Source organism: Staphylococcus sp. HMSC62D11, from assembly GCF_001839145.1.
GTDB classification, from domain to species: domain Bacteria; phylum Bacillota; class Bacilli; order Staphylococcales; family Staphylococcaceae; genus Staphylococcus; species Staphylococcus lugdunensis.
Genome location: NZ_KV840184.1, coordinates 210,465 through 229,510 on the forward strand (window position 1 = coordinate 210,465; position 19,046 = coordinate 229,510).

18 protein-coding genes, 1 riboswitch and 2 other annotated features (1 of these 21 only partly in view) are annotated in these 19,046 nt (G+C 33.2%); of the genes, 1 reads left to right on the forward strand and 17 read right to left on the reverse strand.

Features of this window, described 5'->3' with window-relative positions; all coding sequences use genetic code 11:
• Positions 1-38: a binding site (T-box leader), on the reverse strand (it extends 199 nt beyond the left edge of the window).
• Between the two features lie 56 nt (positions 39-94).
• Positions 95-655 (forward strand): DNA-3-methyladenine glycosylase I, encoded by a 561-nt coding sequence (locus tag HMPREF3267_RS03965; protein ID WP_002478070.1) that lies wholly within the window; start codon positions 95-97, stop codon positions 653-655.
• Positions 656-833: 178 nt separating this feature from the next.
• Here the strand turns inward: HMPREF3267_RS03965 and HMPREF3267_RS03970 are convergent, their stop codons facing one another.
• The 17 genes from HMPREF3267_RS03970 to thrS form a co-directional block, all read right to left on the reverse strand.
• On the reverse strand, positions 834-1,907 hold the full coding sequence (locus HMPREF3267_RS03970) for an AbrB family transcriptional regulator (protein ID WP_002478069.1): 1,074 nt from the start codon (positions 1,905-1,907) through the stop codon (positions 834-836).
• 75 nt (positions 1,908-1,982) lie between these two features.
• A complete protein-coding gene (gene hemL / locus HMPREF3267_RS03975) occupies positions 1,983-3,266 on the reverse strand; it encodes a glutamate-1-semialdehyde 2,1-aminomutase (RefSeq protein ID WP_002458906.1) in 1,284 nt (427 codons plus the stop codon).
• A 13-nt stretch (positions 3,267-3,279) separates the two neighbouring features.
• Positions 3,280-4,254: a porphobilinogen synthase gene (hemB, locus tag HMPREF3267_RS03980; protein ID WP_002458905.1), complete on the reverse strand. Its 975-nt coding sequence runs from the start codon at positions 4,252-4,254 to the stop codon at positions 3,280-3,282.
• Positions 4,244-4,924, reverse strand: coding sequence for a uroporphyrinogen-III synthase (locus tag HMPREF3267_RS03985; protein ID WP_002458904.1), 681 nt, complete (start codon positions 4,922-4,924; stop codon positions 4,244-4,246). The genes hemB and HMPREF3267_RS03985 overlap by 11 nt, the downstream gene beginning before the upstream one ends.
• Positions 4,925-4,952: 28 nt before the next feature.
• The gene (gene hemC / locus HMPREF3267_RS03990; protein ID WP_012990824.1) at positions 4,953-5,885 is read right to left on the reverse strand and encodes a hydroxymethylbilane synthase; all 933 of its coding nucleotides are present in this window, start codon (positions 5,883-5,885) and stop codon (positions 4,953-4,955) included.
• Positions 5,886-5,945: 60 nt separating this feature from the next.
• Positions 5,946-6,758, reverse strand: a complete 813-nt coding sequence (locus tag HMPREF3267_RS03995; protein WP_002458902.1) for a cytochrome C assembly family protein — start codon at positions 6,756-6,758, stop codon at positions 5,946-5,948.
• Positions 6,759-6,779: 21 nt separating this feature from the next.
• Positions 6,780-8,126 carry a glutamyl-tRNA reductase gene (gene hemA, locus HMPREF3267_RS04000; protein ID WP_062077714.1) on the reverse strand — a complete coding sequence of 449 codons (1,347 nt, stop codon included), beginning with the start codon at positions 8,124-8,126 and terminating at the stop codon, positions 6,780-6,782.
• Positions 8,127-8,268: 142 nt separating this feature from the next.
• Positions 8,269-8,856 (reverse strand): ribosome biogenesis GTP-binding protein YihA/YsxC, encoded by a 588-nt coding sequence (gene yihA / locus HMPREF3267_RS04005; protein ID WP_002478064.1) that lies wholly within the window; start codon positions 8,854-8,856, stop codon positions 8,269-8,271.
• Positions 8,857-8,992: 136 nt separating this feature from the next.
• The gene (clpX, locus tag HMPREF3267_RS04010) at positions 8,993-10,255 is read right to left on the reverse strand and encodes an ATP-dependent Clp protease ATP-binding subunit ClpX (RefSeq protein WP_002458899.1); all 1,263 of its coding nucleotides are present in this window, start codon (positions 10,253-10,255) and stop codon (positions 8,993-8,995) included.
• Between the two features lie 203 nt (positions 10,256-10,458).
• Positions 10,459-11,766 (reverse strand): trigger factor, encoded by a 1,308-nt coding sequence (tig, locus tag HMPREF3267_RS04015; protein ID WP_002458898.1) that lies wholly within the window; start codon positions 11,764-11,766, stop codon positions 10,459-10,461.
• Positions 11,767-11,929: 163 nt separating this feature from the next.
• A complete protein-coding gene (locus HMPREF3267_RS04020; RefSeq protein ID WP_002478062.1) occupies positions 11,930-12,853 on the reverse strand; it encodes a hypothetical protein in 924 nt (307 codons plus the stop codon).
• Positions 12,854-12,869: 16 nt separating this feature from the next.
• The gene (locus tag HMPREF3267_RS04025; RefSeq protein ID WP_002478061.1) at positions 12,870-13,481 is read right to left on the reverse strand and encodes an NUDIX domain-containing protein; all 612 of its coding nucleotides are present in this window, start codon (positions 13,479-13,481) and stop codon (positions 12,870-12,872) included.
• 279 nt (positions 13,482-13,760) lie between these two features.
• Positions 13,761-14,117 carry a 50S ribosomal protein L20 gene (gene rplT, locus HMPREF3267_RS04030; protein ID WP_002458895.1) on the reverse strand — a complete coding sequence of 119 codons (357 nt, stop codon included), beginning with the start codon at positions 14,115-14,117 and terminating at the stop codon, positions 13,761-13,763.
• Positions 14,118-14,164: 47 nt separating this feature from the next.
• The gene (gene rpmI / locus HMPREF3267_RS04035) at positions 14,165-14,365 is read right to left on the reverse strand and encodes a 50S ribosomal protein L35 (RefSeq protein WP_002458894.1); all 201 of its coding nucleotides are present in this window, start codon (positions 14,363-14,365) and stop codon (positions 14,165-14,167) included.
• Positions 14,366-14,393: 28 nt separating this feature from the next.
• Positions 14,394-14,921 (reverse strand): translation initiation factor IF-3, encoded by a 528-nt coding sequence (gene infC / locus HMPREF3267_RS04040; protein WP_002478060.1) that lies wholly within the window; start codon positions 14,919-14,921, stop codon positions 14,394-14,396.
• Positions 14,922-14,944: 23 nt separating this feature from the next.
• Positions 14,945-15,070 (reverse strand) — a sequence feature (ribosomal protein L20 leader region).
• 62 nt (positions 15,071-15,132) lie between these two features.
• On the reverse strand, positions 15,133-16,626 hold the full coding sequence (locus tag HMPREF3267_RS04045) for an amino acid permease (RefSeq protein ID WP_002458892.1): 1,494 nt from the start codon (positions 16,624-16,626) through the stop codon (positions 15,133-15,135).
• Between the two features lie 238 nt (positions 16,627-16,864).
• A riboswitch (Lysine riboswitch) is annotated at positions 16,865-17,040 on the reverse strand.
• Positions 17,041-17,089: 49 nt separating this feature from the next.
• Entirely contained in the window at positions 17,090-19,027 is a 1,938-nt protein-coding gene (gene thrS / locus HMPREF3267_RS04050; RefSeq protein WP_062077716.1) for a threonine--tRNA ligase, read from the reverse strand.
• Between the last annotated feature and the right edge of the window lie 19 nt (positions 19,028-19,046).

The window sequence follows — 19,046 nt, forward strand, 5'->3', positions numbered from 1 at the left end:
TACCATTCATACTTACTCTTCCCAAACATATATTTTGCTTCTTAATTATAGTATAATGGAAATCGCTATAAGTCAATCTCTTGGAGGTATATTTATGAATGAGTGCGCATTTAGCACGAAAGATCCTATTTATTTAGATTATCATGATAACGTATGGGGAAAACCTTTATATGATAGTAAAGCCTTGTTCAAGCTCCTGGCACTAGAATCTCAACATGCCGGACTTTCCTGGTTAACTATTTTAAAAAAGAAAGACGCATACAGTGAAGCATTTCATAATTTTGAGCCTCAAAGAGTAGCACAAATGACTGAAAGCGATATTGATAAGCTAATGAGCTTTCCCAATATTGTTCATAATCGCAAAAAATTAGAAGCAATCATTTCACAGGCTAAAGGATATTTAGACATTGAAAAAGAATTTGGTAGTTTTAGTCAGTTTCTATGGTCATACGTTGGCGGTCACCCCATTGACTTACATTATAAGCATGCTTCTGACAGAATAACTGTAGATGAACGAGCAACACAGCTTTCAAAAGATTTAAAGTCATATGGTTTCAAATTCTTGGGACCTGTTACTGTGTTTTCATTCCTTGAAGCATCAGGGATGTATGATGCTCATTTAAAAGATTGTCCACATAAACCTGTTCATAAATGACGATAACAATCTAGTACAATAATGTTATAGATTTTATTCATAAGACAACTTGGGCTGACTGGATAGCAACCTATGAAAACTTAGATATACCATACGAAGTATTGATAATAAAAGAAGCACAAAGATGATTTATGTCAAAACATCTCTGTGCTATTATTTTGGAATTTATGCCCCACTCTTATTTCTTGTCATATCTTTTCAAACTCAATTTCAATAAGTAACTAATAATCGGTGCAACTATGAATAAAATAAAGAAGATTCTAAAGATATGAAAACTTGAAATCATTGCTACATCGGCACCTGTAGCTATAGCCACAATAACAATTTGACTCATACCTCCAGGCGCACCACCTAAGAATAATTCATTTATAGAATCATTGGTAAATAAATGAACGAAATAAACCATGATAAAAGCACTGATAATTAATAATACATTCTGATAAATGATTGCAATCGCAATACGACCTTTCAAATCACCAAGTAATTGAGCTATTTGCAATCCGATTCTTATCATGTATATAACTTGAGCTGATGCTAAAATATAATTATCTAAGGTAAATGTGATATGCGTAATTAAATTCCAACTAATCAATACCATGATAGGTGCTAATAACTGTTTAGTAGGAAAGTTGATTTTTGCCATTATAAAATAAACAAGTGCAATTGCCATGATTATCAATATAATCTCTGGAAAATGGAGTACCTGCGTTAATGGCTTTGCATGACTAATACTTTGCGTAGCTGTTTGATTGCTACTAAATAAATAAGAAATAAGCGGTACAAGAATGACAACGAAAATAACACGTGAAGTTTGTGTCAAACTCACAACAAGTATATTAGCCCTCTTATTCTCTTCTGCCATAATGAGCATTTGACTAAGTGCTCCAGGAATTACACTTAATATTGCAGTTTCAGTATTCACACGTGCTATCTTTTTAAAAAAGTATGCGATAATTAAAGATAATGCGATGAGTAATACAGTAACAATGATAATTGTTGTCCAGTCATCTTTAATATCATTAATAACTTCTGTTGTGAATGTCGATCCTATTTGAACACCCAATAAAATCAGCCCGACTTGGCTAAACCAGAATGGCCACTTTATATTTAATTTTAAAAATTTAACAACAATTATAGCAGCAATAATAGGACCAAACATAAATGGTAACAGTACATGTGCAAAATATAATATTAAGCTCACGATGATTGCTGTTGTTAAAAGAATTAAATTATTAAGCCATATTCTTCTCATCATGACCCTTCTTTCATTAAAAAGAGGTTAAGACATCCTCAGTATGAAAGTCCTAACCTCATATTATTAAATTCATTATACAATACGACTTAAAGCAGTATCAAATGCTTGAATTGTTGTTTTTATGTCGTCTTTAGTATGTGCCGTAGATAAAAATGTACCTTCAAATTGTGATGGCGGCAAGAATACCCCTTCTTTTGCCATTTCACGATACATTTGGCTAAAGAGTTCTAAATCACTGCTATTTGCTTGTTCAAAGTTAGTTACAGGACCATCGTTTAAGAAATAGCCAATCATTGATCCAGCTCTGTTAACAGTGATAGGTACATTATGTTTAGCAAAGATCTCTTTCAATCCTTGTTCTAATAAATCCCCTAATTCTTGGAAGTAATCATAAGATGCTGGGGTTAGCTGACTTAGCGTTTCATAGCCGCTTGTCATTGCCAACGGATTACCTGATAAGGTTCCCGCTTGATAAATATCGCCTTCAGGAGCAATATGGTCCATGATTTCTTTTTTACCACCGAAGGCTCCTACTGGCAAACCGCCGCCGATGACTTTTCCTAAACATGTTAAATCAGGAATTACATTAAAATAACCTTGAGCACAATGGTATCCAACACGAAAACCAGTCATTACTTCATCAAAAATAAGCAACGCTCCATATTGAGTCGTAATATCTCTTAAACCTTGTAAAAAGCCATCAACTGGTGGGACGACTCCCATATTTCCAGCTACTGGTTCAACGATTATACCAGCAATATCATCACCATAGTTTTCAAATGCCAATTTGACTGCATCTAAATCATTATACGGCACTGTAATTGTATTTTTCGCTGTGCCTTCTGGAACACCTGGTGAATCAGGTAATCCTAATGTAGCAACACCTGAACCTGCTTTAATTAGTAAAGAGTCACTATGACCGTGATAACAGCCTTCAAATTTGACAATTTTATTGCGTCCTGTATAACCACGAGCTAATCGTAAAGTATCTAATGTTGCCTCGGTACCTGACGATACCATACGTATCTTCTCAATTGATGGTACCCGTTCAATAACAAGTTTAGCAAGTTGATTCTCTTTTAGCGTTGATGCACCAAAACTCGTCCCTTTATCAACAGCTTCATGCAACTTTTCAATAACTTGTGGGTTCTTATGCCCTAAGATCAGCGGCCCCCAACTCAATACGTAATCAATATATTCATTGCCATCTATATCGTAAATTTTGGATCCTTCAGCATGATCCATAAATATTGCAGGCGTATCTACTGATTTAAAAGCTCTAACAGGACTATTTACACCACCAGGCATTAAATTTTCAGCTATAGCCATTGCTTCTATTGATTTTTCGTAACTCATAGTCTACCTCCCTCTATTTATCTAAATAACGACATATATCTTTTGCAAAATAAGTAATAATCATATCTACACCGGCACGTTTCATTGATACCATTTGTTCCATTACAACACGTTCTTCATCAATCCAACCATTTATTGCTGCAGCTTTTGTCATTGCATACTCACCACTGACGTTGTATGCCACTACAGGGATATTCGTATTATTTTTAACGTCCCGCACAATATCCAAATAACTTAAAGCGGGTTTAACAATCATCATATCTGCGCCTTCTTTTAAATCACTTTCTAATTCTCTTAATGCTTCTAAACGATTTGCTGGGTCCATTTGGTAAGTCTTTCTATCACCAAATGATGGTGCAGAATCAGCAGCGTCTCTAAATGGTCCAAAGAAACTAGAAGCATATTTAATACCATAACTCATAATTGGTACATTATAGTAGCCTGCGTCATCCAAACCTTGGCGTATTTCAGCCACAAACCCATCCATCATATTGCTAGGTGCAATAATATCTGCACCAGCTTCAACTTGAGAAACAGCTGTTTTAACAAGTAATGGCAATGATTTGTCATTATCAACATCATGTGTATGTTCATCAATGACACCACAATGGCCATGGTCAGTGTATTCACACAAACAAGTATCTGCAACAATTAATAAATCTTCGTGCAATGATTTCGCTTTACGAGTTGCCTGTTGAACAACACCATTAAGATCATACGCACCTGAACCAACTTCATCTTTAGCATTTGGAACACCAAAGAACATAATTGCTCTAATTCCTAAATCATATGCTTCATTAATTTCATCATCTAATAAATTTAAGCTTATTTGATATACTCCAGGTAGAGAAGTAATCTCACTTTTTACATTGTCCTTTTCAACTACGAATATAGGATAAATTAAGTCTTCTTTTCTTACGTGATTTTCTCTTACTAAATTGCGCATCGTTTCTGAAGTACGCAATCTTCTGTGTCTATCAAATTTCATTGTAATTCCTACTTTCTATAATTTTATTTATCAATGATTCTAAGGTTTGATTATCAGCAATCTTAGGTTCATACCCATAATATCTAATCGTGTTAGCAGTCTGACGGCCAATTGCGTAGTAAGCATAAAAGTTTGGAAGGTTAGCTTCTTCAAAAAAGTAATGCACAGCTGAAGAACTTGAAAATGTAAGTGCATCGATTTTGTTATTTGATATCAACTTAATTACTTCATGGATATTATCTCTATGTGCAATAGGTGTATACAAGTCAATCTTTACTACCTTATTATTTTGTGATAGTTTCCGTTGCAAATAAGGTCGCGCTTGTGCGCTACTAGGTATTAGAAGCTTTTGATTTTGCAACTTCAACTTAGAAATAAGTCCTTCTTGGGAATAATCATCAGGTATAAAATCAACTTTTATACCTAGTTCTTGGCATAGTTGTGCTGTTTTATCCCCTATCGCTGCTACATACTTTATATTAACGCTATTAAAAAAAGGATAAAATAATTGTACAGCATTTTTAGAAGAAAAAATAATCCAGTCATAGTTATCGTGCAATAGCTGAGTGTTAAATTCAAGCGATTGGATTTTAATAAACGGTTTATGCACAATCTCAATCAAATCACTTTTTACATTACTCGTTTGCGTCATTACTACAACTGGCTTCATTTTTCATTACACCTCAATATTTATGGTATTAATGCAATTGTTGGTCGTTTAATTTTCTAATTATTTCATAAGCACCTTGTTCAATTAAAACATCGCTAACTTTATTACCTAATTCTATAGGATTATTGCCGCTTTCAGTATGCTCATATCGTTCTTTTCCATCAGGAGTCATAATCAATCCAGTAAATTCAATATCTCCATTAGGTTTATTCATTGCATAACCCCCTATTGGAACTTGACAACTGCCGTCCATTGCTGCAAGAAATGTTCTCTCTGCTGTTACACAGTCAGCTACTTGTTGATTGTGCACTTGCTTAAGTAAAGCTAACAACTCAACATCATCACTACGACATTCTATCCCTAATGCACCTTGTCCAATTGCGGGTAATAAAACATCTTTATCTAAATAAGTTGTGACAATATCATCTGACCAACCCATACGCTTTAGTCCTGCTGCAGCTAAAATAATAGCATCATAATTTTCAGTTTCTAATTTATGAAGACGCGTATCTATGTTACCTCTTATCCATTTAATCTCAAGATTAGGATATTTTGCTAAAATTTGTGCGCCGCGTCGTAAAGAACTAGTGCCAATAATACTACCATCTGGCAACTGATCAAGTGGCGTATGATTTTTTGCAATGTACGCATCAAATGGATTTTCTCTATCGGGAATGCAGCCTAAAGTTAAACCTTCAGGCAGAATACTTGGAACATCTTTTAAAGAATGTATCGCAAAATCAATTTCTTTATTAAAAAGTTCGTGTTGGATTTCTTTGACAAACAAGCCTTTGCCCCCAACTTTAGATAATTGTTTATCTAAAATCTGGTCACCTTTTGTCACAATTTCTTTAATTTCTATTTCTAAATCCGGATTAATTTCTTTTAATTTATCAATAAATTGCTTGCTTTGTGTCAAAGCTAATTTACTTCTTCGTGATCCCACAACCAATTTGCGCATAGACTATCCTCCTAAAAATACATCTGCAAAGTAAATAGCATCATAAGCCATAATATAAACCTATGAAAAATGTGTTGTACAGAAAAGATTTATCATACATAGGCAAAACAAAATAATATTAAAATAAATGAGATGCTTCGCACTTAGCCATCGTTTAACATGGCATAATAAATAAATAGCATAAAGTGAAGTAATAATTGATGATAAAATCACTTTAGGATCTATAAAAATACTTTTACCAACTGAAAACACACCCCATTGTGCTCCTAAAATAATGCTCATTATCATTAGGACAAAGCCGGCTAATGATGAATAAAAAACAATATTTTCTAATGAAGCAACACTGCCAATGCGAAAATATTTTTGATCAAAATTTTTCTCTTTAAGGTTGCGATATTGAATAATAAAAAGTAGTGCATTGACAAATGCTAATGCATAAAATGCATAACTAAGTACCGCAAGCCCAATATGGACTAAAAGAAGCTCATTAATTACAGCGCTTTTTTCTACGTGGGTTGAGTAGTTATCAGGTTGGAATGTACTCATTGTTAACAGCACTAATCCTATTAAATTCAAGAAAAATACTGAGAAACTCATACTCTTTATTAAATTTAATATTAATGAAATTGTGATTAATATCCAAGCCAAAAAGAAAAAAACATCGAATATAGAACCTAATGGCACTTCATGTTGCGAAGTGATATATACAGACAAAGAGATTGTTTGTAACATCCAAACAATCCCTAGTGTGTAATTTCCAAAAGTTCTCACTTTATGTGTTTTTCTAACAAAATCCCAAAAATAACATAATAAACTTAAAACATATATGATTAAAATAACTTCGTGAAATCTAATAAACAGGGTTTCTTGCATATCATCACCATATTAATATGCTTATTCAAAACTAAAAATACGACGCACTGCTAATTCACTTTCTTGATCTGCCTTGCGTTCTTTTACTTGCTGATATGGATCTTCTGCATCTATATCAAAAATGTTTTGAAATAGCTCTAATTTTTCATAACTGTTTTTATCATTACTTAATTCTTTAGCTTGTTTAATAGGATCCTTTAGCATTTGATTGATGATACTTTTAGTGTGTTTAGAGATAACTTTACGTTCCCTTTCACTTAGATCAGGCAATTTGCGATCTATGCTTTCCATCGTTTCAGCCTGAATCGCCATAGCTTTTTCTCTAAGCGCTCGAATAACCGGAACTACTCCTAACATATTAACCCAATCATTATGGGCATCGATTGCTGAAGGAATCTGCTGTGCAATAATATCTGCAGCCAATTGACGCTCTCTTAAATTAGCATCAACTAATCCGTTTAAGTCATCCACATCATAACTAAAAATATTATCTGTTACAGACACTTGAGGATCTATGTCTCTAGGTACTGCGATATCAAGTAACAATAAAGAAGCCACTGAACGATATTGTACAACATACTCCATCATTTGTTTAGTAATAACATAATCAGGCGAACTTGTTGAACTAATTACCATGTCAGCTTGAATTAATAATTCTGGAAGCTCGTTCAAAGTTGCATAACTTACATTGTGTTTTTCAGCTAATTCTTGTGCTTTTGAATGTGTTCTATTAACTACTGTAATATTTGTTAATCCAGCACCTAATAAGTTAAGTAAAGATAGTTCACTCATTTCCCCTGCACCAATAATGATTGCTTGTTTACTTTTCAGTTTACCAAATACCTTTTTAGCTAATTCAACAGCAGCATAAGAAACACTTACCGCATTATCTGCAATATCTGTTTCATTATGTGCTTTTTTAGCAAAAGTAATCGCCTGTTTAAATAAATGATTAAAAATTGTACCAGTTGTTTGATTATCTTGGGCTAAGAAAAATGCATCTCTAATTTGACCTAAGATTTGTGTTTCACCTAATACAATTGAATCTAAGCCAGAAGTGACTCGCAATAAATGTTCTACTGCTTCGTCCCCCACTTTAACTTCTGACATCGCTTTAATATCATCTACTTCAAATCCAAATGAACGTGCTAAAAATCGTTGAATATAATAGCGACCCGTATGAATTTGATCAACAATAGCGTATACTTCAGTACGATTGCACGTAGAAAGAATAACGTTTTCCAAAATAGACTTCGTTTCAAATAAATCTAAATGTGCAATACGTAAGGCATCATTTCTAAAAGCAACTTGCTCTCTAAGTGCAACATCGGCAGTGCGATGATTTATACTTATAGCAATAAAATGCATTTTAACGCCCTCCATATACTTACAATAACCATAGTATAACATATATTATAATGTGTTTAAGTACCTTGCTTAAATAATTTAGAAACATTCTAATTTAGTTTCAAAAAATTGTCATAGTTTATGATGAACATATAGTGAATCTTTATAGATAAGGTTCAAGTAAATTCCATATTTGTTGTTGTCTACTGTTTTTAATTGAAGAATAACTAATGATATTATCTTCATCTTCTAAATCTAATTTTTCTTTTATATTCTTCAAATGCTTTTGCACTTTCCCTTTAGGAATTTTATCTTCTTTGGTGCAAATAACTAACGTTGGAATATCAAAATGCTTTAAATAATTGTACATTAATATGTCATCTTGTGTCGGATTATGGCGTAAGTCAACCAATTGAATAACAAGCCTTAAATTTTCACGAGTTGTGATATATTCTTCAATCATTTTGCCAAACTTTTCTCTTTGAGATTTGCTCACTTTTGCATAGCCATATCCGGGTACATCTACAAATATGAGTTGTTGATCAATATTATAAAAGTTTAATGTTTGAGTCTTCCCGGGCTGCTGAGATGTGCGTGCCATGTTTTTTCTACCAATCATACTATTGATAAACGTAGATTTTCCAACATTAGAACGACCACTTAAAGCTATTTCTGAAAGATTAGTATCTGGATATTGCTCTTCCTTTACGGCACTGATTAATAACTCAATATTGTTGGGATTTATCTTCATATTGTATCCTCGCTTTATCATTTAAAAATCTTTCCTAAATTACTTTATCATTTTCATACTCAAATTGTCATTATGAAATAATATAAAAAGCGAAATGGAATTGTAATTAAATTCTCATTTCGCTTTCATTTCTAATTTAAGCTGAAGTTTTATTTTTATTAATTAATTGTCCTTCTGAGTCATATAATTCTGGTTCTATTTCATTGTTTATTGTATCTGACGTAATAACAACTTTAAAGACATTCTCTGTTGATGGCACATCATACATAATATTGATTAATGCTTCTTCAATAATTGAACGCAAGCCACGTGCACCTGTTTTCCGTTCTATCGCTTTTTCACTAATTGCAGACAATGCATCATCCGTAAACTCAAGATCGACATTATCTAGTTCAAGCATTTTAGTGTATTGTTTTACAAGCGCATTTTTAGGTTGTGTTAAAATATTTTTTAATGCTTTAACATCTAATGTTTCTAAATTTGCTACAACTGGCACACGCCCAATAAACTCAGGAATTAAGCCATATGCTTGTAAATCTTCTGGTCTAATTTGTGCAAGTAGTGCTTCTTCATCATATTTATCAGCTTCATTACTAGCAAAGCCAATTACTTTTTCACCAAGGCGACGTTTAATCACTTCTTCAATACCATCAAAAGCACCACCAAGAATAAATAGTATGTTAGTCGTATCAATTTGAATTAGTTCTTGATTTGGATGCTTTCTTCCACCTTGTGGCGGTACACTTGCAGTCGTACCTTCTAAAATTTTTAGCAATGCCTGTTGTACTCCTTCACCTGAGACATCACGTGTGATAGATGTGTTTTCAGATTTGCGAGCAATCTTATCAATTTCATCGACATATATAATACCTTTTTCCGCTTTATCTATATCAAAATCAGCTGCTTGAATAAGGCGTAATAAAATATTTTCAACATCGTCGCCCACATAACCAGCTTCTGTTAAGCTTGTTGCATCCGCAATAGCAAATGGTACATTTAATGTTTTCGCTAACGTTTGTGCGAGCAATGTTTTACCACTACCAGTTGGTCCAATTAACGCGATGTTACTTTTTTGAAGCTCAACTTCATCTTCATTTGGACCTAATTGCTGTATACGTTTATAGTGATTATACACAGCAACTGCTAATGATTTTTTTGCTTTTTCTTGTCCGATAACATATTCATTTAAATGTGCCATGATTTCTTTAGGTGTAGGTACTTCAGTAAATTCTTCCGAAGATGTTTGTGCTAACTCTTCTTCAACAATTTCTGAACATAACTCAATACACTCATTGCATATATAAACGCCACTTCCTGCTACTAATTTCTTTACTTGATCTTGATCCTTACCGCAGAAAGAACATTTTAAATTTTCTTCGTCTTCATTAAATTTAAACATTCCTTTTACACCTCTATTCCCTAACGACTATACTAGAATGCATTTTACAATGCAACTTAATACTTCTACAACTCTTCTGCTTAAATGTAGAGTAGCAGATACATAAATGATGCACCTGCTACCTTCAATTATCTATTAAAATAATAATTTGAGAAATAATGAGTACATAAATATCTCAATTTGATTTGTTACATTGACGCTGTTTATTCTTTGTCTTCAGATTTTGCTTCTACTAATTTTGCGTTGTCGCGTAATAAGTCGATCACTTTTTGAATACGAACGTCATTTTTGATGATATCTGTATTTCCTAATGTATTTTTAATATCTTCAACTGAAAGGTTAAATTGTGAACTCATTTTTTCTAATTCTTTATCAATATCTTCTTCAGATACCTCAATGTTTTCAGCATCGGCAATTGCTGTAAGTGTTAAGTTTGTTTTAACACGTTGTTCTGCATCGCCTTTCATCTGTTCTCTCATTTGAGATTCATCTTGACCAGAAATTTGGAAGTACGTTTGTAAATCTAACCCTTGTTGCTGAATTCTTTGTGCAAATTCTTGAACCATACGATCTAATTCAGTATTAATCATTGCTTGAGGAATATCAATTTTAGCATTTTCTGTTGCTTTGTTGATTGCTTCTTCTTTTTCTACGTTTTCAGCGTTAGTTTCTTTTTGTTCAGCTAAACGCTTGCGTAGATTTTCTTTATACTCATCAACTGAATTTGCCTCAGAATCTAATTCGTTCGCAATTTCATCATCTAATTCTGGAACTTCTTTAAATTTGATTTCATTGATTTTAGTTTTGAATGTAGCTTCTTTACCAGCTAATTCTTCAGCATGATATTCTTCTGGGAAAGTAACAACAACGTCTTTTTCTTCTCCAGTTTTTAAGCCTTCTAATTGTTCTTCAAATCCTGGAATAAATGACCCTGAACCGATTTCTAGATCGTATTTTTCAGCTTGTCCACCTTCAAATGCTTCACCATCTACTGAACCAGAGAAGTCAATATTTACAGTATCGCCATTTTCAACTACGCCGTCTTCTTTAACTACCATATCAGCTAAATGACTCAAACTATGGTCAATAGACTCTTGTAATTCTTCATCTGTTAATTCTGTTTCTTGCTTTTCAATTTCTAAACCTTTATAGTCACCTAATTCAACTTCTGGTTCAACTGTAACAGTTGCTTCAAATTCAAAGTCTTTGCCTTTTTCAATTTGAGTTACGTTTACTTCAGGTTGATCAACTGGTTTGATACCTGTTTCTTCAATGGCTTCACCATATGCTTCTGGTAATAAAATATCTACTGCATCTTGATATAATGCTTCCACACCAAAACGTTGTTCAAAGATTGGACGTGGTACTTTTCCTTTACGGAAACCAGGTACATTAATTTGTTTAACTACTTTTTTAAAAGCTTTATCTAACGCTTTGTTTACTTTTTCTGCAGGAACTGTAACTGTCAATAATCCTTCGTTACCTTCCTTTTTTTCCCAAGTTGCTGTCATGTATAAATACCTCCATGCTTACTTTTTTAATTTTTCAACTCCATCATTATATCATACGACAATTATGGAGACAAACATTGATATTCTGGTGTTTAGCCATATTTGTGTAGTTTCACAACAAATTTATATTAACTGATACATCTTCAATTTAAAAGCGATTAGCCTACACATCTTTATCTAATTGCTGAATAAAACACAATATACTCATATTGTCTTCGTTGTGGCTTAAATCAAACATAGATTTAAAATAAGTAACATAGCCATCTATCCACTGTTGCTTATTATACAAATCATATATATCAAGTGGATAAAGTAAAATGGTGTGATTATTCATAATATGTCTTGCTTCATTTAAAAGATTAAATTCATTGTCTTCCAGTTTTTTCATTACTTCAGGAATCACTTGTGTCTTCATAGATGTATGCTCAAAACCTAGTAATAAATTAGGTTGGACTGTAAATGTTTGACTATATTTTCGAATAGAAATTTCTTTTGAATATTGCGCAAATCTTAGATACTCGATCATTACACTAAGCACATGTGGTGGTATTTGATAATAATGAATAATGTTAGCAATTGAATCTTTAAATTCATAATGTCCATTATCAATAAGTTGTAATATCAGTTGAGATTGCTCACGTCGCGATAATGATTCAAAGCGACCAAGCATATCCGTCACACGTTGTTTATCTTCTAATAATTGTGCTTTAGCAAATTCACGCATAGGATGAAGTGCCATCCTTGTTTCATGAAGTTTTACTTCATCAATAATTTGATCAATAACTTCCACTGCTTCAAAGTATTGTCCCAAGCCATTTAAACTTTGAATGTAATATATCATTAATTCATCATACTTTTGTAAGCCCTTCTTTAATAAAATAATCGTTTCTTCTCTGAGCTCTAAAAAAGCATTTAGCTGTAGTAATGTCTCACATTTAATCAAAGACAGCGTTTCATCAAGTTCAAAATGTGCTTCGTATGTTTCAAATAAATCATAAACTAACGTATGATTTTTATTTTTATGAGCATCAATAATTTCGTTTGTTAGCTTTAGTTGTGATCTAGGAAAAGGTATAACATCGGACATCTTATTTACACCTCAATTAATACAAATCTTGTAGAATTAAAGCACTCCAAGTTTCAAAATCGTCATAATTATCTATTTTACCTTGTTCCATCCATTTAATTCTTAACGTGTCTGTCTCCTTAGCCTCAACATCATTGGAATTGACTGTAATTTTAAAGACAACACCAATGTGTACACGACCAACTTCATTATTATCATCATTAATAAAACCAATATATTGCATATTCTGCGATTTGTCTGATGATAAACCAACTTCTTCCTCTAATTCTCTTTGTGCATTGACACGAAGTACTTCATTGACATTATCGGCGCCTACGACGTCATTCATATGACCACCTACGCCAATTGAACTCTGTCCGTGTAACCTTTGCTCGCCACCACCTGATAAACGTTCATAAACTAATATTTCACCATTTTCATTTTCGAGTAAGCAGTAAGATATTAATTGTTTATAACTTGGATCTTCTTCCATATCACCACGTCGTTTTACTTCATAAGCGTCTAACTTATTAAATATCTCTTCACCCTGATTACCATGTTTGGTTAAAAAACCATTAAATGCATTTTTATTATTATCAAATAATATTGATCTAGGAACTACAATAATTTGTTCATCAAATTTAGACATGTTTTTCTCCTTATTAAATATTTCTTATCTCACATTTTAGCAAACTATTAAAATGATTGACAATGTAATGAAAAGTGAATAATGGTGTAGAGTCTTGGACATAAGTCTCATAATAATAATATAAAGATGATTTAAAATTCTCTCTATCCTTCTCTTGAAATCAATACTGCATGCTATAAGTTATAAAAAACTACAAAAACGCTAAATTCTATTGAAACATGATAGAATTTAGCGTTTTTGTTTTAATCCGATACCTCTATGTCCCGGATTTTTGAAATATTATTTTAAAGCTTCTTTTGCTTTAGAAACTAATTCGCCAAAAGCTTTTTCATCTGAAATTGCGATTTCAGAAAGCATTTTTCGGTTAATATCGATGTCAGCTTTTTTTAAGCCATTCATCAAACGAGAATAACTCATGTCATGTTGACGTGCTGCAGCATTGATACGTGTGATCCATAATTTACGGAAATCACGTTTACGTTGACGACGGTCACGGAATGCATATTGACCTGATTTCATAACTTGTTGTTTTGCTACTTTATATAATGTATGTTTTGAACCAAAGTAACCTTTAGCTAATTTAATCGTTTTTTTACGACGCGCTCTTGTTACTGTTCCACCTTTAACTCGTGGCATATTAAATTCCTCCTTAGTAAATCACTCTATATGTTCATTATTGGTTGTTACTTTTTGTATGCAAGTAATTGTTTTACGCGTTTTAAGTCGCTTTTAGAAACTAATCTTGCTTTACGTAAGTGACGTTTTTGTTTTGTATTTTTATTTGCAAATAAATGTGAAGTAAACGCTCTAGAACGTTTTAATTGTCCTGAACCAGTTCTTTTAACACGTTTAGCTGCTCCACGGTGAGTTTTCATTTTAGGCATGATCCATTTCCTCCTACTAATCGTTAAATTATTTTTCGTTGACTGGCGCTAACATGATAAACATTTGACGCCCATCCATTTTAGGTTTTTGTTCAACAGTGGCAATATCTTTACACTCGTCAGCAAATTTTTCAAGAACACGTTGACCAATTTCTTTATGTGTAATTGCACGGCCTCTGAAGCGAATTGAAACCTTACATTTGTCACCTTTGGTTAAGAACTTACGTCCATTTTTCAACTTCGTTTGGAAATCATGTTCCTCAATAGTTGGACTTAGACGAATTTCTTTAACATTGATGACTTTTTGTTTTTTCTTCATTTCTTTTTCTTTCTTCTGTTGCTCGAATTTATACTTACCATAATCCATTATTCTTGCAACAGGCGGTTTAGCATTTGGAGCTACTACAACCAAATCTAATTCTACGCGTTCAGCCATTTCTAACGCTTCACGTTTAGATTTCACTCCAATTTGCTCACCATCTTGTCCGATTAAACGTAATTCTTTAGCACGAATTTTCTCATTAATTTGAGTTTGATCTTTTGCTATGATTGACACCTCCCAAAATTTTACGAAATTTTCCAAGCAAAAAAGAGCAGGTATAGCATACCCGCTCTTTAATCTGACATAATAATGCCTGTCATGTTAACCTGCCAACAGCTTGATGCGTCGCTACAGGTGAGAAACGGGTGTTTCTACTTGGTACGTTTCGTATTCAACGTATACAATCATAACAACATTATATGATTAAGTCAATTACTTTTATAAATTAATGGTGTTTTATTTCATTCATGTGAACATCTTGTCTTAAATCAACTTCTTCTAGTGGAATCTTTTTGGTTTTGTATCTTAATTTATGATAGATAAAGAACACTAAGAATACCGGAATACCCATATAAGTAATAACAAAGCGATTTAAATCAAATTCACCAGTTTTAATGAAATCCACATCTTGACCTATGATAACAATAACGCATAGAATACCAGCAAAAATAGGTCCAAATGGGAACCATTTAGCTTTGTATTTTAATTCTTTTTTATTATGGTGTTGTCGTTGGAATGCACGTCTAAATCGATAGTGACTTACAGCAATACCTACCCATGCGATAAAACCAGTCATGCCACTTGCCGCAACGATATATTCATATGCATTGCCACTAACCTTTTGAACTAAAAAGATAATAATCACTAATATTGCTGTGAGTAATAAAGATAAATATGGCACACCATATTTATTAGTTTTCCCGAAAATCGGGAATGCTAATTTATCTTTACTCATTGAATAAAGCATTCTTGTTGATGCATACATTCCAGAGTTACCAGCGGATAATACTGAAGTTAAAATAACTGCATTCATAAATGATGCGGCAAAAGCTAATCCAGCATTTTTAAAAACTAATGTAAATGGAGAAGTGGCAATGCTATTATCTCCGCCCATTAAGGCATTACTATCATAAGGTATTAACATTCCAATAACAAAAATTGCTAAAATATAAAATAACAATATTCTCCAAAACACTTGTTTAATCGCCTTTGGCACGGCACGCTCTGGATTTTCAGATTCTCCAGCAGTAATCCCTATAAGTTCTGTACCTTGGAATGAAAAACCTGCTACTAAGAACACACCTAATATAGATAGCAAGCTTCCGCCGAAATTCCCACCAAGTATAGGTCCTTCGCCTTTAGTAAATGTTTCAAAGCCAACAAATTTACCACCCATTATTCCAATAATAGTTAGAAGACCTATAGCAATGAAAATAATAACCGTAACAACTTTAATTAAAGCGAACCAGTATTCACTCTCACCATAGATTCTTACAGATAATGAATTCAATGAGAATATGATGACTAAAAAGATACAGCTCCATAGCCATGCAGGTATCCCTGCCATTGGTGTCCAATATTGAATAACTTGCGCGGCAATAGTTACATCCGCAGCAACCGTAATAACCCAGTTAAACCAATAATTCCAACCTAATGCAAAACCTAATGAAGGATCTACAAAGCGCGTTGCATAAGTACTAAATGAACCTGAGACAGGTAAGTATGTTGCCATCTCTCCTAAAGAAGTCATTAAGAAAAATACCATAATACCAATAATTGCATATGCTATCAATGCGCCAAGCGCACCTGCATCGTGTATGGCACCACCAGAAGTCATAAACAGTCCTGTACCAATACACCCTCCCATAGCAATCATAGAAATATGACGGTCTTTTAATCCTCGTATAATACCGCCATTTTGACTTTCAATCTTAGACATAAAAGCTCCCTTTCTTTTACGTAGAGGCTAGCTAAATACACCCGTTTTTCAATTGTAGATAAGGGACAAAACACATGATGAACGTATCTTTATATCGTCAAATACACAAAAATTTCCGTTGAGAAATTATTATTGTTTTACAAGTGTTTTATCGCGTCCTTTTCTTTTTATCAAACGAATCGATGTTAAAGCATAAAAAATGGTTACATATCTATAAGAGATATACAACCATTTTTTCTATATTGGTAGCACATCACATATTGTGACAGTACAGTATCTATTCGATAACTGTCCCAACAAACATTTATTATGGATAAACATTTGCTTCGGCAACATTACCTTTCACTCACCTATATGCGTCCCATAAAAACTATAGATAAGTTACTTATTAAAGTTGCAACCTCTAACTCAAATTTAAAATTTTATATAATGAATATACATTAATTCCTACTATATTACAAGACTATCTATGTTTTTTTAGTCTGATTTCATCAACTAAATTCCATATAAATTCGTCCCTTTCAAGCGTCTGTTGATCTTGAGAGCCGTATTGACGAACATTAACTTGGTTATTCTCAACCTCTTTATCACCGACAACAATTTGATATGGAATTTTCTGCATTTGTGCTTCACGTATTTTATAACCCATTTTTTCATTGCGATCATCAATTTCAACTCGTACACCTTGGGATTTTAATTCATCTTGCAAGTTTCTTGCATAGTCATAATGTAAATCAACATTGACTGGAATAATTTCAACTTGCTTAGGTGCCAACCATGTTGGAAAAGCGCCTTTTGTTTCTTCTGTTAAGAAAGCGACAAAACGTTCCATCGTAGATACAACGCCACGATGTATCACTACTGGTCTATGATACTCACCATCACTACCAATATAAGTTAATTCAAAGCGCTCTGGCAATAAAAAGTCCAGTTGTGCTGTTGATAATGTTTCTTCTTTGCCCATAGCAGTTTTAACCTGAACATCTAGTTTAGGACCATAAAATGCCGCTTCACCTATTGCTTCAACATAAGGCAAACCAAGCTCATCAACTGCTTCTTTTAACATTGACTCTGCTTTATTCCACATATCATCGTCATCCATATACTTCTCTTTATCTTCAGGGTCTCTGTAACTTAAGCGGAATGTATAATCTTCAAATCCAAAGTCTTTATATACATCTTGAATCATATGAACTACACGCTTAAATTCATCCTTAATTTGGTCAGGTCTAACAAAAATATGTGAGTCATTTAAAGTCATACCTCTAACACGCTGTAGGCCTGATACTGCACCGCTTGCTTCATAACGATGCATTGTGCCTAATTCAGCAAGACGGATTGGTAACTCACGATAAGAATGTGGTTTATTTTTATAAATCATCATATGATGAGGACAATTCATTGGACGTAATACCATTTCTTCATTTTCATCTAATTTCATCGGTGGAAACATATCATCTCTATAATGAGCCCAATGACCAGAAGTTCTATATAAATCGACATTTGCTAAAACAGGTGTATAAACATGGTCATATCCCATACTAACTTCTTTATCAACGATATAGCGCTCAATTTCACGTCGTATTGTCGCACCGTTTGGCAACCAAAGAGGTAATCCAGCACCAACTAACTGATTATTTGTAAACAACTCTAAATCTTTACCAATCTTACGATGATCACGTTCACGACGTTCTTCAAGTAATTGTAAATGTGCTTTTAAGTCTTTTTTGTCGAAGAAAGCAGTTCCATATATACGTTGAAGCATTTTATTATTGCTATCTCCACGCCAATATGCCCCTGCAGTAGATAATAACTTAAATTCTTTGATTTTTGCTGTTGAAGGTACATGTACCCCACGACATAAATCTGTGAAGTCGCCTTGTGAATACAATGTGACCATCTCATCTTGAGGAATTGCATCAATTAATTCTAATTTATAAGGGTCATCCTTAAAGAATTCTTTAGCTTCTTCTCTAGAAACAACCTTACGTTCAATTTTATGATTTTCATTAACGATTTGTTTCATCATTTTTTCAATCTTTTCAAAATCGTCTGAGGAAATTTTATTTTCCATATCAAAGTCATAATAGAACCCGCCTTCAATAACCGGACCAACTCCAAATTGTACATTTCCATATAAACGTTTTAATGCATTTGCCATTAAATGTGCTGTTGAATGTCTTAACACTTCTAATGCTTCTTCACTACCAGGAGTAACAATTTCGATTTCTCCATCTTCTTTAAGTGGTCGTGCTAAGTCAATGAGTTGCTGATTAAACTTACCAGCTACAGCTTTTTTACGTAATCCAGGACTAATTGACTGTGCAATTTCTTCAGTAGTAATACCTTTATCGAAAGCCTTCTTATTACCGTCAGGAAATTGAATATTTATTTTGGTCATACTAACATCCTCCTAAAAT

What these genes read in the sequence shown, in the direction of transcription:
- HMPREF3267_RS03965 (WP_002478070.1), top strand. Translation starts at nt 95, where the DNA reads ATGAATGAGTGCGCATTTAGCACGAAAGATCCTATTTATTTAGATTAT.
- HMPREF3267_RS03970 (WP_002478069.1), bottom strand. Translation starts at nt 1,907, where the DNA reads ATGAGAAGAATATGGCTTAATAATTTAATTCTTTTAACAACAGCAATC.
- hemL (WP_002458906.1), bottom strand. Translation starts at nt 3,266, where the DNA reads ATGAGTTACGAAAAATCAATAGAAGCAATGGCTATAGCTGAAAATTTA.
- hemB (WP_002458905.1), bottom strand. Translation starts at nt 4,254, where the DNA reads ATGAAATTTGATAGACACAGAAGATTGCGTACTTCAGAAACGATGCGC.
- HMPREF3267_RS03985 (WP_002458904.1), bottom strand. Translation starts at nt 4,924, where the DNA reads ATGAAGCCAGTTGTAGTAATGACGCAAACGAGTAATGTAAAAAGTGAT.
- hemC (WP_012990824.1), bottom strand. Translation starts at nt 5,885, where the DNA reads ATGCGCAAATTGGTTGTGGGATCACGAAGAAGTAAATTAGCTTTGACA.
- HMPREF3267_RS03995 (WP_002458902.1), bottom strand. Translation starts at nt 6,758, where the DNA reads ATGCAAGAAACCCTGTTTATTAGATTTCACGAAGTTATTTTAATCATA.
- hemA (WP_062077714.1), bottom strand. Translation starts at nt 8,126, where the DNA reads ATGCATTTTATTGCTATAAGTATAAATCATCGCACTGCCGATGTTGCA.
- yihA (WP_002478064.1), bottom strand. Translation starts at nt 8,856, where the DNA reads ATGAAGATAAATCCCAACAATATTGAGTTATTAATCAGTGCCGTAAAG.
- clpX (WP_002458899.1), bottom strand. Translation starts at nt 10,255, where the DNA reads ATGTTTAAATTTAATGAAGACGAAGAAAATTTAAAATGTTCTTTCTGC.
- tig (WP_002458898.1), bottom strand. Translation starts at nt 11,766, where the DNA reads ATGACAGCAACTTGGGAAAAAAAGGAAGGTAACGAAGGATTATTGACA.
- HMPREF3267_RS04020 (WP_002478062.1), bottom strand. Translation starts at nt 12,853, where the DNA reads ATGTCCGATGTTATACCTTTTCCTAGATCACAACTAAAGCTAACAAAC.
- HMPREF3267_RS04025 (WP_002478061.1), bottom strand. Translation starts at nt 13,481, where the DNA reads ATGTCTAAATTTGATGAACAAATTATTGTAGTTCCTAGATCAATATTA.
- rplT (WP_002458895.1), bottom strand. Translation starts at nt 14,117, where the DNA reads ATGCCACGAGTTAAAGGTGGAACAGTAACAAGAGCGCGTCGTAAAAAA.
- rpmI (WP_002458894.1), bottom strand. Translation starts at nt 14,365, where the DNA reads ATGCCTAAAATGAAAACTCACCGTGGAGCAGCTAAACGTGTTAAAAGA.
- HMPREF3267_RS04045 (WP_002458892.1), bottom strand. Translation starts at nt 16,626, where the DNA reads ATGTCTAAGATTGAAAGTCAAAATGGCGGTATTATACGAGGATTAAAA.
- thrS (WP_062077716.1), bottom strand. Translation starts at nt 19,027, where the DNA reads ATGACCAAAATAAATATTCAATTTCCTGACGGTAATAAGAAGGCTTTC.